Source organism: Corynebacterium callunae DSM 20147 (assembly GCF_000344785.1).
Classification (GTDB): Bacteria; Actinomycetota; Actinomycetes; order Mycobacteriales; family Mycobacteriaceae; genus Corynebacterium; species Corynebacterium callunae.
This window is the reverse complement of record NC_020506.1, coordinates 1,117,145-1,132,346: the sequence shown is the minus strand read 5'-3', so window position 1 is coordinate 1,132,346 and position 15,202 is coordinate 1,117,145. Positions and strand designations below refer to the sequence as shown.

The 15,202-nt window shown below is 52.4% G+C and carries 11 protein-coding genes; 6 read left to right on the top strand and 5 right to left on the bottom strand.

Features of this window, described 5'->3' with window-relative positions:
• Window positions 1-4: 4 nt before the first annotated feature.
• Window positions 5-352: a hypothetical protein gene (locus H924_RS05405; RefSeq protein WP_015650954.1), complete on the bottom strand. Its 348-nt coding sequence runs from the start codon at window positions 350-352 to the stop codon at window positions 5-7.
• 609 nt (window positions 353-961) lie between these two features.
• Between H924_RS05405 and metE the strand changes: the two genes are divergently transcribed.
• Window positions 962-3,202 carry a 5-methyltetrahydropteroyltriglutamate--homocysteine S-methyltransferase gene (gene metE, locus H924_RS05400; RefSeq protein WP_015650953.1) on the top strand — a complete coding sequence of 747 codons (2,241 nt, stop codon included), beginning with the start codon at window positions 962-964 and terminating at the stop codon, window positions 3,200-3,202.
• On the opposite strand, the gene H924_RS05395 is transcribed toward metE, so the two are convergent.
• Together H924_RS05395 and H924_RS05390 are read right to left on the bottom strand one after the other, a co-directional pair.
• The gene (locus H924_RS05395) at window positions 3,195-4,547 is read right to left on the bottom strand and encodes a DHA2 family efflux MFS transporter permease subunit (RefSeq protein ID WP_015650952.1); all 1,353 of its coding nucleotides are present in this window, start codon (window positions 4,545-4,547) and stop codon (window positions 3,195-3,197) included. The two genes, metE and H924_RS05395, sit on opposite strands and share 8 nt — an antisense overlap.
• Window positions 4,544-5,761, bottom strand: a complete 1,218-nt coding sequence (locus H924_RS05390; protein WP_015650951.1) for an MFS transporter — start codon at window positions 5,759-5,761, stop codon at window positions 4,544-4,546. Before H924_RS05390 ends, H924_RS05395 begins: the two co-directional genes overlap by 4 nt.
• 126 nt (window positions 5,762-5,887) lie before the next feature.
• On the opposite strand from H924_RS05390, the gene H924_RS05385 reads away from it, so the two are divergent.
• Window positions 5,888-6,385: a hypothetical protein gene (locus H924_RS05385; protein ID WP_029703149.1), complete on the top strand. Its 498-nt coding sequence runs from the start codon at window positions 5,888-5,890 to the stop codon at window positions 6,383-6,385.
• A gap of 56 nt (window positions 6,386-6,441) precedes the next feature.
• On the opposite strand, the gene H924_RS05380 is transcribed toward H924_RS05385, so the two are convergent.
• Window positions 6,442-7,293, bottom strand: coding sequence for a hypothetical protein (locus H924_RS05380; RefSeq protein ID WP_015650949.1), 852 nt, complete (start codon window positions 7,291-7,293; stop codon window positions 6,442-6,444).
• Between the two features lie 134 nt (window positions 7,294-7,427).
• On the bottom strand, window positions 7,428-9,107 hold the full coding sequence (locus H924_RS05375; RefSeq protein WP_015650948.1) for a carboxylesterase/lipase family protein: 1,680 nt from the start codon (window positions 9,105-9,107) through the stop codon (window positions 7,428-7,430).
• A gap of 108 nt (window positions 9,108-9,215) precedes the next feature.
• On the opposite strand from H924_RS05375, the gene H924_RS05370 reads away from it, so the two are divergent.
• From H924_RS05370 to H924_RS05355, 4 genes are all read left to right on the top strand, one after another.
• Window positions 9,216-9,686 (top strand): thioesterase family protein, encoded by a 471-nt coding sequence (locus tag H924_RS05370; RefSeq protein WP_015650947.1) that lies wholly within the window; start codon window positions 9,216-9,218, stop codon window positions 9,684-9,686.
• A 79-nt stretch (window positions 9,687-9,765) separates the two neighbouring features.
• Window positions 9,766-10,572 (top strand): shikimate 5-dehydrogenase, encoded by an 807-nt coding sequence (locus H924_RS05365; RefSeq protein ID WP_015650946.1) that lies wholly within the window; start codon window positions 9,766-9,768, stop codon window positions 10,570-10,572.
• 28 nt (window positions 10,573-10,600) lie between these two features.
• Window positions 10,601-11,317 (top strand): hypothetical protein, encoded by a 717-nt coding sequence (locus H924_RS05360; RefSeq protein ID WP_015650945.1) that lies wholly within the window; start codon window positions 10,601-10,603, stop codon window positions 11,315-11,317.
• 151 nt (window positions 11,318-11,468) lie between these two features.
• On the top strand, window positions 11,469-15,179 hold the full coding sequence (locus tag H924_RS05355; protein ID WP_029703151.1) for an ABC transporter ATP-binding protein: 3,711 nt from the start codon (window positions 11,469-11,471) through the stop codon (window positions 15,177-15,179).
• Window positions 15,180-15,202 lie beyond the last annotated feature (23 nt).

Below are 15,202 nucleotides of genomic sequence, written 5' to 3'. Positions count from 1 at the left end.
GATATTAAACGAGTGGAGAATGTGTTTCCACAAAGGCATTAACTGAGATGAATTCCCACATCGCAGCAACTTGCTTATTGTGCTGGCGCACCATCATCAAAGATGGGTAATAGCCGAGGGGAATAATCAGCATTGCCCACACACCAAAGAAGGTGGTTGCCATCGCTGCAGACAGCATGAGTGGGAAGAATGCCACAAAGCGGAAGGTATAGGCGGTGAAGTTATATTCATCCGGTATACCGAAATAGTAGGAGATGCGTCCATAAGGGTCGCCGGCACTAAGCAGCGCAGCGGCAAGGATTGCCAACATTGCGCCAACGAGGAGGAGAACAACGCTTGCAATGATAATCACCAGATAAGTTTTGCATGATACAAATGCTTTCTCCAAAGGATTTTGGGGTGATCTTGAGCCAAAAGCTTCAAAGTGTGACCTACCCCCAATTCATACCAAAGTTCTAAGCCGCAAAATAAAGGGCCACACTCCTCCCCTTTCTAAAATTTTTAGATTCAAGCAGGTCACAGCATTATGATCAGAGTTTCTATAGAGAGACTCAAAAATATGCGCGGGGGTAGCTTACCCTTAGGTCACTTTCCAGATTTGACTATGAGGTTTGGCACATTCCAGCACCCCGCCGGGGTGCGGTGGTCCTGAGTGAGGGGCGGCGTCGAAAAGCGCAATCGTGAATTTAATTCCCGCGTAACCCTTGACAGACTAAGCAGTCTAGTGTTTGGTGGGAATCGCAATCGGTTCACCTTTGATCCTCTCCCTGGAGCCCCGGATGATGAGGAACGCGCACAGCGCGGTAGGTGGGACGACCTCGATAAATGGATGAGGAAACCCCCGGGGCAGCTTTCTGCACACCCCGCGATTTCCCGCACCCACAATCGGAGAAGTCCCCAGGGATTGCCGTGCGTCCTAGCCGGGATCCGCACGTTCGGCTCAAGCAGAAAGTCTGATTTCATGACTTCCAATTTTTCTTCCACCGTCGCAGGCCTTCCCCGTATCGGAGCGAAGCGTGAACTAAAGTTCGCTCTCGAAGGCTTTTGGAATGGCACCACTGATGGTCGCGCCCTCGCGCAGACCGCCCGCCAGCTGGTCAACTCCGCATCCGATGCCCTCACCGACCTAGATTCGGTGCCTTTTGCGGGGCGTTCCTACTATGACGCAATGCTCGATACCGCAGCATTTTTGGGTGTGCTACCTGCACGTTTTGATTCCATCCCCGATCACGCCAATGATGGTCTCCCCCTGTGGATCGATCGTTATTTTGCTGCCGCTCGCGGTACCGCCGAGCAACCAGCGCAGGCCATGACCAAGTGGTTTGATACCAATTACCACTATTTGGTTCCTGAGCTTGCTGCAGATACTCGTTTTGTCCTTGATGCTTCCGCATTGATTGAGGATCTCCACTGCCAGCAGGTGCGTGGCGTTAATGCGCGCCCCGTACTCATTGGCCCACTGACTTTCCTTTCCCTTTCCCGCACCACCGATGGTTCTGATCCGCTCGATCACCTGTCTGAACTTTTTGAGGTCTATGGCCGTTTGCTGCAGTCCTTGGATTCTGAATGGGTGCAAATCGATGAGCCAGCGCTGGTCACTGACCTTTCCGCCGAGCTCTTGGCCCAGGTCCGCGCTGGCTATCAGAAGTTAGCTGCGCGCGAAGGTATCTTTGTCAACACCTACTTTGGTTCCGGTGACCAGGCTTTAGAGACCCTCGCTGGCATCGGCCTCGGCGCAATTGGCGTGGATCTAGTAACCCATGGCATTACCGCTTTGGAGGCTTGGAAGGGCGAGGAACTGTTGGTAGCAGGCATTGTTGATGGCCGTAATGTGTGGCGCACCGATCTCTGCGCCGCCTTCGCCAGCCTCAAGCGCCTGGCAGCCCGTGGCCCTATTGCGGTTTCAACCTCCTGTTCCCTGCTCCACGTTCCTTATTCCCTGGACGCCGAGCCAAATATCGACACCGAGGTGCGCGATTGGCTGGCCTTTGGCGCTGAGAAAATCCGCGAAGTAGCCCTGCTTGCACAGGCCCTGGCTGGCAATATCGATACCGCAGCCTTTGATGCCGCCTCCACCGCCCTTGCTTCTCGACGCACCTCTGCCCGTACTGCGGCCAGCACTCAGGAGCTGCCAGGTCGTGCGCGTGGCAGCTTTGCCACCCGCGTTGCGCTGCAGGAAGAAGCTTTGCAGCTGCCAGCACTTCCTACCACCACCATTGGTTCCTTCCCGCAAACTCCTGCTATTCGATCCGCGCGTGCGCGTCTGCGTTCCGGCGCTTTGACCCAGGCGGAATATGAAGAAGCAATGCGCGGTGAAATCGATCTGGTTATTAAGAAGCAGGAAGAACTTGGCCTCGACGTACTGGTACATGGTGAACCAGAGCGCAATGACATGGTGCAGTACTTCGCCGAGCTCCTCGACGGCTTCCTAGTCACCGCCAATGGTTGGGTACAAAGCTACGGCTCCCGTTGTGTGCGCCCACCAGTGCTCTTTGGCAATGTGTCCCGCCCAGCTCCAATGACCGTTTCCTGGTTTGAATATGCCCAGAGCCTGACCAAGAAGCACGTCAAGGGCATGCTCACCGGACCTGTCACCATCCTGGCGTGGTCCTTTGTGCGTGATGATCAGCCTTTGGCTGCTACCGCTGATGAAGTTGCATTGGCACTGCGTGCAGAGATCGCAGATCTTATTGCAGCCGGTGCCCAAATCATCCAGGTTGATGAACCCGCTATCCGCGAGCTTTTGCCACTGCGTGAAGCTGATAAGCCGGCATACCTGAAGTGGTCTGTGGATTCCTTCCGTCTGGCCACCGCTGGTGCACCGGATGAGGTACAGATCCATACCCACATGTGCTACTCCGAATTCAACGAGGTTATTTCCTCGGTAATTGCGCTGGATGCCGATGTCACCACCATCGAAGCAGCTCGCTCCGATATGCAAGTACTTTCCGCGCTAAAGTCCTCCGGCTTTGAACTCGGCGTGGGACCTGGTGTGTGGGATATCCACTCCCCTCGCGTGCCTGCACTTTCCGAGGTTTCTGGCCTGTTGGATGCTGCCTTGCAGTCAGTTTCCCCACGCCAGCTCTGGGTCAACCCAGACTGTGGCCTCAAAACCCGTGGTTGGCCTGAGGTTGAGGCAGCGCTGAAGGTATTGGTAGCCGCAGCTGAAAAAGCCCGCGCTGAACTGGGTGCTGCTATTTAAATTGGCTCATCGCTAAGAAACTACAGATGAGGGGCACGAGTGTCGTAGCGATAGCCAAAGCCATGGCTATTTCAAAAGACACCGTGCCTACACCCATTTGCATCACAGCACCCAAGGTCGCAGCGCCCAAAACAGCACCCACCTGCCGAGACGTGTTATAAAAACCAGAGGCTGAACCCACCAAATCTGAAGGCACATCCCGCAGGGAAATTGCTGAGTTGGGAGCAAAGCTCATGGCGGTGGCAATGCCAAAGAACACAATGGGGATGAGCAGCCAGGCAGGCGTTGCATCTTGGAACATCAAGATTGTGAAAAGTGCCATAGCTAAAATCAGTGAGCCGAAGCCGATTTTAGAGATTGTTCCAGGCGCAACCTTATCCACCACCCCACCAATAATTGGTGACATAATCACCGAAATCACGCCCATGGGGACCAAAAACAGCCCCGCAACCTGCGAAGACAAGCCCTGGCCAGTTTGCAGATACAACATAATCGGCAGGTTTACCGAATAGACCGTAAAGCCCAGGCTGAACACCGCAAAAGCGCCGAGAGAAAAGTTTCGGGTTTCAAAAAGCCGCAGTGGCATTAGTGGCGCATGAGAATGTCTTTGCATCCACACAAAAAGCGCGGCTGCGAGCAATCCAATAGCCAGGCTGACCCAAATCCACACACTCCATCCAAGTTCTGGACCTTGTTGGAGTGCAACCACCACTCCCAAAACTGCGATCAGTGAAACCAGCCCAGAAAGCCAATCAATCTTTGAGGTGCCAGTGGGCAACTTGGGCACATATCTGGCCACCATAAAGATAGAGATCAAGCCGAGGGGCACATAGACCATAAACACTGCACGCCAACTGATCCAGCCCACCAACACGCCACCAAGTACTGGCCCAAACAATCCTGCCGAAGAAGCCACCGCACTCCACACACCAGTGGCAGCACCTCTGCGATCATGAGCAAAAATTCGGTGAATAATGCTCAAAGGCTGCGGGTTTAACAAAGATCCACCCAGGCCCTGAATTGCGCGGGCCAAGATGAGCAACTCAATGCTGGGTGCAAAAACACAGGCCACAGCTGCTGCGGTAAAAAGCGTCATGCCAGCTAGATACACATTCCGCTGCCCAAAACGGTCGCCCAACCTACCAGTGATAAGAAGTGGCACCGCAAAAGTTAAAAGATAAACAGCTGATACCCACACCGCTTGATTAAGCGAGGCATCCAAATCTTCCTGAATCTTAGGTAGGGCCACCGCGACCAAAGATTGGTCCAATAGAGTCAGGAAAAGACCGACACTTAATGCCCCCAGTGCTTTCCAGGCTCTGTTTTCCGCAATTGGTGCCGTCATAATTTTTCTACCTTTGCTTTTGGCAGGGTTTCACGGCCAAAGATCCATACCACCGCAGCGATAATACTGATGAGGCCACTGAGCATAAATCCTGCTTGGAAGCCCACATGCGCTGCGATATACCCAACCAAAATTGGTCCGATAATTGCACCAAAGTCCTGCGCCATTTGGAAGTTAGCCAGTACTTTGCCTCCCGGACGGGAATCAATAACGTCTGCCAAAACTGCCTGCTGGCTGGGGTTGAGCAAACCAGCTCCAGCGCCGGCCAACGCGGAGATCACGATAAATAGCCATACTTCATGGCCAAAGGCCAGCAATGACGTGAAAATACCATTGCTTATAAGACCTGCAATGATCAAAGGCTTGCGGCCCACCCGATCTGAAAAGTCACCAGCAAATTGCAAACACACAGCATTGCCAGCTGCAAAGGCTGCCATGGCAAAACCAGCTACAGCAGCTCCACTACTGAAATACGCGGCGGCAAAAAGTGGCAGCGTGGCAACTCTTACGCCAAAGTTTGACCAGCCATTGGCAAAAGCACCCACCAAAGCTGAGCGATAAGCGGAATCCTTAATTGCTTCGGCAAAGCCCAGTGGTTCTTGAACCACCTGACCTCGGTTTTTCAGGGAATCATTGATCTTGGGCATACGCGACCACACCATCAGTGCGGCTAGGCCAACAGAAACGCCGTAGATGAAAAAAGGCCACCGCATACCCAGCGCTGACAAACCTGCCCCTACGACCGGCCCGATAATATTGCCGAACAAAAATGCACTGGCATAAACCGAAGAACACCGACCGCGAATTTCTACCGGCGCCATCCTTACGATGAGCCCCATCGCAGAAACCGTGAACATGGTGGAACCGATGCCGGCAATTCCGCGCAGCAAAATAATCTGCCAATATTCCTGTGTAATTGACACCAAGCCAGTAGTTATAGCAACAGTGACAAGACCAGTGAGATATACCCGGCGGCTACCGAGCTTATCCACCAAACGCCCCGACATCGGAGCAAAGAACAATCGTGCGCCCGCAAAAACCGAGACCACGGCACTAGCAGCTGCCAAACTGACATCAAAAGTGACCACAAATTGCGGCAAAATCGGAGCAATAAGGCCATACCCTAGGGCAATAATAAAGGCGGCAACAACCAACACCCAGATCTGCTCCGGGATCTTGGGCTTGGATTCAGGTTCAATTTTGAGGTTCGACATATCGAATGTCAAGGCTAGCCCTAGCTTAAACTTTTAGCCAGCTGACCAGTATTTTAAAGAATTTATCGAACACATGTTCTTAGAATTTTCGAATGCATGTCCGAGTTCAGTCCTATACTCACAGCCATGATCACCCACTTGAACCGCACCCTTTCCTCTATCATTTCCCCAGCTCGTTATGCCGAGCTTCTCATCGAAGTTTTTCCCGGCGCCCTAAGCGATATCCACTCCATGATGCGCCACCCACGCTCACTTGCCCGAGCCATACCAACTTGGCGGCCACCAAGCCTTACACTCCCAACTTTGGCCGGCCATGATCAACTTAAGCTCACACTTTCCCGCCACCGCGCCGGACCTGCTGCACGTCGCATTGTCAAAGAAGCAGGCGCCACCCGCGAACCCGCTTACCTCATCACCGCACGCATCAGCAGCCCAGAGGGCTTTAAGGTGTCCTCCAAATTGGCCGAGGGCTGGATCCGAGCGCTGCTTAATAATGCAGGCACGCACAGCGTCCATGAGCTTATCGACGAACCAACCCCCACCTTCTGCTGGCTAGTTGATGCAGATTTTCGTCCCGTCTACTCCCCTGCCTCGCTTTTCCAACACGCCCCACATGCGGCATAAAAATACGTCCTGCTTAAAACAGGACGCATTGGGTGGGAGATTTAAGGATCTAAAGACTACTTAAGCTTGTCTTTTTCTTCCTCGTCATCATCTTCATCTTCTTCGAAGTCGTCATCGTCCTCGTCATTATCTTCGTCAAGATCGCCTTCGAGTTCTTCTTCGATGGAATCGTCAACAAAGAGATCGTAGACATCTGGTTCATCAAACTCTTCCTCATCAAAAGGAACAAGTTGAGCTTCCCAATCTTCGGCCTGATCATCGGCTAGGGAGAGGATGTCAAAAAGACGATCAAAATCGGTGAAAGTACCCAGATCCAAAACCTCATCGGTAGCAAGCTCTAATTCCGAGGTGAGATCAGCAAACATCCGCTGACGATCTTCCTCGGAAAGAACTGCATCGCCGTCAGCCTCCCATAGCTCTTCAATAGCCTGGTCAACCAAGTCCTCAAAGGACTCACCAATCGCAATAAAGTTCACGGTTGCGGTGGGAACACCATCTTCGACCTCAACGAGCACCTGCAGCTCAGAATTTTGGCCAACTTCTGCACGAACCAGATTTGCATTAAGTGAATCCTGGAAGAACTCCAGATCCTGAAGACGCTCATCAGTACCTTCAAGTAGATCCCTTAGCACCGTCACCACCTGGTCGGTAGCAACATGCTTAGCAACCGCTGCAACAGCATCCTCAACAGAAAACACCACCGAAACTAAAACGGCTTCAAAGTCCTCGTCATCCTCATCAACATTGGCTGCCGCAATATAAACATTGGCAGCAGGCAAAAGGGAATCGATCTCCACAAACTGGATCTCCAAGTCAGAGGTGATCGGAACGAACATTGTGTCGCCATTAACGCGGGACTCGATACCATCACTATCAAGCCCAGCTGCGATGTCCTCGAAAAAGCTCATGTTCTGATGACCTTCCATCTGGTTTGTGCTGGGGACGTCCCCTCAGACACTGTCGCCTAGCCTAGCGCTCACAAGGAATCTGTGCCTAGGAAATCACACCCCCAAAGAACATTATTAATTATTGCAGCAAAAATTTATCTGCTCCCAAACATTTGCATCAATCCCAACCACCGCAATTGAGGCTCTTCCACCTCTTCATCGACCTTTATGAAGTCAAGTTCATCTGCTAGATCGGGCCGACCTGTACCCCACTCCAACATGTCATAATTCTCCCAAGCCAAGCGTTTTTCTTGACGTGGATCCCAAGCGATTCGGGAATTTCTATCAATGACAAAAGTTCCGCGGGCGGGTTCCTGATCAGTACCCCCTCGGTAGGGTGACCAGGATTTTCCAGGCTTTCCTGTATAGATAAATTCCTTCCAGTGGTGCTGAACTAACTGGGTAATTTCCTCCAAGTCATCCATGCCACCACCAATTTTTGCCAAACTCATTGAGCGGGAAGATTCATGATCGCCAAAAACCGCATTTAGTTCAAAGGAATGGATAGCGCCCAGGCCTAATTTCCTCATGGAATCAGGCGCATAATCAAAGCGATACATCCAAGTTGGTTCATCACTTAGTGCGTGAGATTGGGCCAGTCTGATGGAAGGCGCCCAAAAGAGTGCGTCGGCAAGCAAATCTGCAAACTCAGCGCGAGATTCGGCCCCATCATAAGCCTCCACAACTGCGGGAGCATGGTCTGGATCAAAAACCGACAACATCCGCAGCGCTGCTCGACGCCGGGCTGAGCTGCGCAAATAAAAGGCTTTGGAAAATGAGGTCTCTCCATCATTCGTGCCGATGATCAGTGGAATGCGCATCTGAAGGCCCTGTTCAAACATGCTTAAAGGATGATCTGGCAGTAGGGAGCCATCCACAGTGGGTCCATAACAAGAATTAAGCTGCAATAACTCACCAGAGCGCCACATCATGGATTGCCCGGCGCGCACCAGGTCAGCTGCATCTTCTTGGCGTAGTTCTTTGAGGGTTGTCTCGCGGGGCAAGGCCATTCGGTAAATAAGTTCACGAGCCCAAAACTTTGATTGCACTGTGGAATGTACAGATGCAATGGGTGCAGATTGCACGATTGCGCGGTGAAAAAGTCCATGTGCTGCAGGAACACACATCAAAGTAACTACAGCGGCGGCTCCGGCAGACTCCCCCATCAAGGTGATGTTTTCAGGATCGCCACCAAAACCAGCGATGTTTTTCTGTACCCATCGCAAAGCCAACAGTTGATCATGCAATGACGGGTTGGCTACGCAGTCTTCTCCTACTGAGCGCAGATCCAGATAGCCGAGTGCACCGAGTCGAAAATTAATCGACACATAAACCACATTCATGTTCTTAACCAGGTCATATCCCCGCAATGCCTTTTCACTGGAGGAGCCCATAATATAAGAACCTCCGTGGAGATAGACCACCACTGGGAGTTTTTCAGTGGAGTCTGGTCGCACAATGTCAAGATTCAAGCAATCTTCAGAGCCACGAACCTTATCTGTCCACGAATATGTGGGTTGGACTGCAACCTCACCGAACATGGAGCAATCACGAATGCCATCCCACTTTTTTGCGGGACGTGGTGCACGAAAACGATATTTTCCACCGGTGTTTCGACCATAGGGAATGCCACGCCAGGTTTTAAGTCCGGGACCTTTAACACCCTTGACAAAACCAGTTTCGGTGGGAATCACCATTTCATTCGCCAACATTGAACCGGCAGCGCTATTTGCTATGCGCACTGAATCCCGAGGAATCCACGCTGAACCATTCATAATCCCAAGGCTAGGCCTCAATATCTAAGCTGGCAACGAATTTAGCCGGAAATTAACTGATGTGATCCAAGCAACGATATAAGAGAAAGGTAGCTATACTTCACTTTCATGACACTTAATCTTGCAGAAAATGGTCCTATCAAGATCGGCGATACTTTCACTTTTGAATACGTCGTCCCGGACAACAAAGCTGTGCCTGATCTTTACCCTGAATCCGAGCTATTCTCGGCTATGCCCCGAGTTTTCGCCACCGGCTTTTTTGTGGGCCTCATCGAATGGGCTTGCATGGAGCACCTTAAAGACTCCATCTCTGATGACAACACCATTAGCCTTGGTGTCGGTATTGATATCTCCCATGACGCCCCAGCAACTGAGGGCGCAACCCTAGAAGTCAAGGTTGAGGTAGTGGGCGTCGGAAAGCGCTCTGTTGAATGGAAGGTAATTGTCACCGCTGGGGATACCGTACAAGGCGCCGGTACGCATAAACGTGCATTAATATCTAGGCAGCAATTTGTGTCCCATGCAAACAATCTAGCCTCCCAATTTGGTGCCAACGAGCTAAAAGAATCAAGCAAATAGCCTTTTAAGAAACGCCGTTTATGAAGCTCAAATAGGAAGTTCTACGAGGAAGCCTTGGAAGACGTATAAAGTTGCTTCCATGGTAAACCGCGTCGACAGGGACACCACCCTGTGTATCTCACTTGCAGCTCGCCCATCTAACCACGGTGTTCGCTTCCACAACTGGCTTTATGCTGAATTGGGCCTGAACTTCCTTTATAAGGCGGTCGCCCCTGCGGACATCACCGCTGCAGTCGCCGGTATCCGCGGACTAAATATCCGCGGAGCTGGCGTTTCAATGCCTTATAAGAGTGATGTCATCCCCCTGATCGACGCACTCGATCCTTCTGCTGAGCGCATCCGTTCCGTCAACACCATTGTCAATAACGATGGACACCTCACCGGATATAACACCGATTACACCGCTGTCTATCTCCTCTTGGAAAAGCACAACGTTGATCCGGCACTCCCAGTGGCTATCAAGGGCTCTGGTGGAATGGCCAATGCAGTTGCGGCGGCTTTGGCTGATTTTGGTCTACACGGAACTGTTGTGGCGCGCAATCACGAAACCGGCGCTGCGCTGGCATCTCGTTATAATTGGGACTACTCCTCCACGGTTCCAGAAACTGCTCGCCTCCTGGTCAATGTCACGCCGCTGGGAATGAATGGCCCTGATGCAGACGTTGTATCTTTCAGCGAGGATGAAGTTTCCCGAGCCGATGTAGTTTTTGACTGCGTTGCATTTCCTATTGAGACCCCACTTATTAAGTTGGCTCGGTCTATGGGCAAAGCAACCATCGATGGCGGAGAGGTAGCAGCACTGCAAGCTGCCGAGCAGTTCCACTTGTACACCGGAGTTCGTCCTACCGAAGAGCAGATTATTGCTGCGGAGGAGTTCTCCAAGTAAATCAGCTTAAGCACTAGGAGGTACTGATATGTCTGAATCCAAGATCATCACCGATGCCCTCGGATCCGATCCCATGACTCTCGAAGAAAACGCCGGTTTCGGTGGGAAATACCTCATTGCTGCGCTCGATAAAGCGGTAGATATGCAAACCAGCGTCATTGAGGGATATGTCAACTGGTTGCGTAAACAAAACCCTAAGGCCAATCCTGCCGAGATTCAGGTGCTTATTGATAAGCACTTTATGCGCCTGGCCACTGGTTCTGGCGCAGGTGTAGGCGTAGCCGCTGCCGTTCCTGGCATTGGTTTTGTCACCGGCGCGCTCGCCGTTGGCGCTGAATCCCTGGTGTTCCTGGATGCAGCAGCTTTCTACACCATGGCTTCAGCTCACCTGCGCGGAATTGATATCAATCATTCTGAGCGCCGCCGAGCCCTAGTGTTGGTGGTCTTGTTGGGAGCTTCTGGCACCGCCATTGTGGATGCCACAGTGGGCGATATTTCCAAGCCTTCCAAGGTTCCTGGAATCGCCATTTCCCGCCTGCGGGTAGGAAACCTCGTTGAAGTTAATAGCCGCTTGCTCAAATTTGGTCTCAACCGCATTGGCAAGCAATTCCGTAAAGCATGGATTGGCAAGATTCTGCCTTTGGGTATTGGTGCTGTAATGGGCACCCTGGCAAACCGCAAGATGGCTAAAAAGACCATCGGCAATGCCTACGATTCCTTAGGTCCTGTACCTTCCAGCTTCTAAACCGCTAGCAACTGCAACGACCCCCACGGAAAGGACCTCCTCCACCTGTAGTTCCCTCCCCTTTTTGAAAGGCACGTATTTGAGCAACCACGCCACCAAAGCAACCTCAGCCAGTAGCGCCACAAAAGCGTCAACTCGCTCCCCAAACCGTATCCGGCAGCTGATAGCGGTGGCGTGGGAACGGCCGTGGCTGACCTCGCTAACAATAATTTCCGCGATTGCAGCCACGCTTTTTGAACTCACCCTCCCACTTCTCACCGGTGGCGCGATCGACATTGCGTTGGGTAATACCGGCGATACGCTGACCACCACTGTGGTTGAGAGGTGGACGCCCAGTGGCTTGAGCGTGCTAGCCGGCGTTATTACGCTCATTATTGTGCTGGCCTTGGCTCGTTATGTCAGCCAATTTGGCAGGCGCTATACCGCGGGCAAATTGAGCATCGGGGTGCAGCACGATATTCGTTTGCACACTATGCGTTCTTTGCAGCGCTTGGACGGTCCCGGCCAAGACAATATTCGAACTGGCCAAGTTGTCAGCCGGTCTATTTCAGATATCAACATGGTGCAGGGTTTGGTTGCCATGTTGCCTATGCTCATTGGCAACGTCATCAAATTGGTGCTGACCTTGGCCATTATGGTGGCAATTTCTCCACCCTTAACTATTATCGCCGCCATTTTGGTGCCGCTTTTGTTGTGGGCAGTTGCCCTTTCCCGGCGCGCGCTTTTTGCGTCCACCTGGTCAGCGCAACAAAAGGCTGCAGACTTGACTACCCATGTGGAAGAAACCGTCACCGGTATTCGCGTGGTTAAAGCCTTTGCTCAAGAAGACCGTGAGGTAGAGCAGCTAGAAAAAACTGCTCGTGAACTTTTTGCCCAGCGCATGCGCACCGCTCGCCTCACCGCCCGATTTATCCCAATGGTGGAGCAGCTGCCACAGATTGCACTAGTACTTAACATCGTGGCTGGCGGTTATTTGGCTATGACCGGCCACATCACCGTCGGTACCTTTGTGGCTTTTTCTTCTTATCTCACCAGTTTGTCCGCGGTGGCCAGGTCCCTATCTGGCATGCTCATGCGCATTCAATTGGCGTTGTCCTCGGTGGAAAGAATCTTTGAGGTCATTGACCTTAAACCCAGCCACGAAGACCCGGCAGATCCCGCACAGCTGCCAGCAGGTCCCCTTGGTTTGAAATTTGAAAACGTAGAGTTTGAGGGAGTGCTCAATGGCTTTGATCTAGAGATCAAGCCTGGTGAGACTACTGTTTTAGTGGGTCCAGCTGGCGCTGGCAAAACCATGGCTGTGCAATTAGCTGGTGGGTTTTATCAGCCAACGTCCGGCCACATTTCCTTCACCCACGCCGCAGGTACTTTCCCCTTCCCACAGCTTAAGGACACCGATATTCGGGAAAACCTTATTGCTGTATTTGATGAGCCCTTTCTCTACTCAACCTCCATCCGCGAGAACATCGCCATGGGCATTGACGCAAGTGATGAACAAATTGAGCACGCAGCCCGGCTCGCGCAGGCACATGACTTCATCGCAGAGCTGCCGAACGGTTATGAAGAAGTTGTGGGCGAACGTGGACTTACCCTTTCTGGCGGGCAGCGCCAGCGTATTGCACTCGCCCGGGCTTTCCTGGCCCATCCCCGAGTGCTGGTGCTTGATGACGCCACCTCTGCTATCGACGCTTCAACTGAGGACCGCATCTTCCAAGCTTTAAGAAAAGAGCTTTCGGATGTCACAATTTTCATCATGGCGCACCGTCACTCCACCCTGGAGCTTGGCGATCGTGTTGGATTGGTGGAAAAAGGTCAGCTCACAGCCTATGGAACTCTTGCAGAACTGAGCCAAAATCAACGCTTTGCGCACTTGATGGCCATGGGCTTTAAAGAGGAACAGGCTCCAGAGTTTGAGCTTGATGATGAAACCTCCCACACCACTTCCCTACCTGCTGCTGAGCAGTTGTGGCCGGAGGTGAAATTTGAAAAGCAATACCGTATCTTGCAGCCCGCAGGTGGCGGAGGCGGAGGCCGTGGTGGTGGACGCGGAATGGCGGTGCCTGCTACGCCGGAACTCCTTGCTCAAATCGAGGCGCTCCCACCTGCCACCGAAGATCCCAAGGTTGATGTCACCCGACTGCGCACCAGCACCCAAGGTTTCAAATTGCTCAACCTCTTTAAGCAGGTGCGTTGGCTTATCGCCGGAGTGATCGCACTCCTTCTGGTTGGCGTTGCAGCGGACTTGGCTTTCCCAACACTGATGCGCAAAGCCATCGACAATGGTGTCCAAGCTCAGGACACCACTACCTTGTGGGTAATCGCCATTATCGGTGCCATTGTGGTGCTGATTTCTTGGGTGGCGGCCGTGGTCAACACCATCATTACCGCTCGTACTGGTGAACGTTTGCTCTTTGGACTGCGCCTGCGTTCCTTTGTGCACCTTTTGCGCTTGTCCATGGACTATTTTGAACGCACCATGTCTGGTCGCATCATGACGCGCATGACCACCGATATCGATAACCTCTCTTCTTTCCTGCAAACAGGGTTGGCCCAAACAGTGGTTTCGGTGGGCACGTTGGTCGGTGTGGTTGCCATGCTCGCGCTTACTGATCTCAGTTTGGCTTTGGCTGCTCTTTCTGTTGTGCCGCTGATCGTGATTTTGACGCTGATTTTCCGACGCATTAGCTCCCGGCTTTATACCGCCGCGCGCGAGCAATCCAGCCAGGTGAATGCCGTTTTTCATGAATCAATTGCAGGCTTGCGTACCGCTCAAATGCACCGCATGGAAGATAAAGTCAACGCCAATTACGCTCATGAGGCAGATGAGTACCGTCGTTTGCGAGTCCAATCACAAACCGCGATTGCCATTTATTTCCCTGGCATCAGCGCTATCTCGGAAATCGCGCAGGCTGGCGTACTGGGCTTTGGCGCAGTCCAAGTTGCCCGCGGTGAGATCAGTACCGGCGTTTTGGTGGCCTTTGTGCTCTATATGGGCCTGATGTTTGGTCCGATCCAACAACTTAGCCAAATCTTTGACTCCTATCAGCAAGCAGCTGTGGGATTCCGCCGCATCACCGAATTACTGGCCACTCAGCCCAGCGTCCCCGACGCCGGCACCCACACTGGCGCTCAGAGCGCGGCCACCCAAAAGATTGAGCTTGTCGACGTCACCTTTGGCTATCTTGACACCCCAATTCTGCGTAATGTCTCCGTGGATTTTGAGCCAGGTTCCACTGTGGCTATCGTCGGCCCAACTGGTGCCGGAAAATCCACTGTAGTGAAGTTGATTTCACGTCTTTATGACCCAAATGAGGGTAGTGTGCGCGCGGGCGATATCAACATCGCGGACTTCCCACTCAAGCAGTGGAGGCGCACGATCGGACATGTGCCACAGGAGGCCTACCTCTTCAGTGGCACAATCGCAGAAAATATTGCCTACGGCGACAGGTTTGCGTCGAAAAGCACTATTGAGGCAGCGGCCCGCAGGGTGGGTGCCCTTAACGCAATCGCTGCTATCCCGGATGGTTTTAACCATCATGTCGGTGAGCGTGGCCGCAATCTATCCTCTGGCCAGCGCCAACTCATCGCCTTAGCGCGTGCGGAATTAATTGAGCCGGAAATTATGTTGTTAGATGAGGCGACGTCAACACTTGATCCTGCTACTGAAATGGTGATTTTGAATGCCTCTGAAAGGGTCACTCAAGGTCGCACGAGCATCATCGTTGCGCACCGCCTGGCGACGGCAAGTAGGGCCGATCGTATCCTCGTAGTTGATCAAGGACGTATCATCGAAGATGGATCTCACGAGACGCTGCTGTCTGCCGGAGGTACCTACGCCCGCATGTGGCATTTAATTGGTTAACAGGTTATTTTAATGGGAACTGT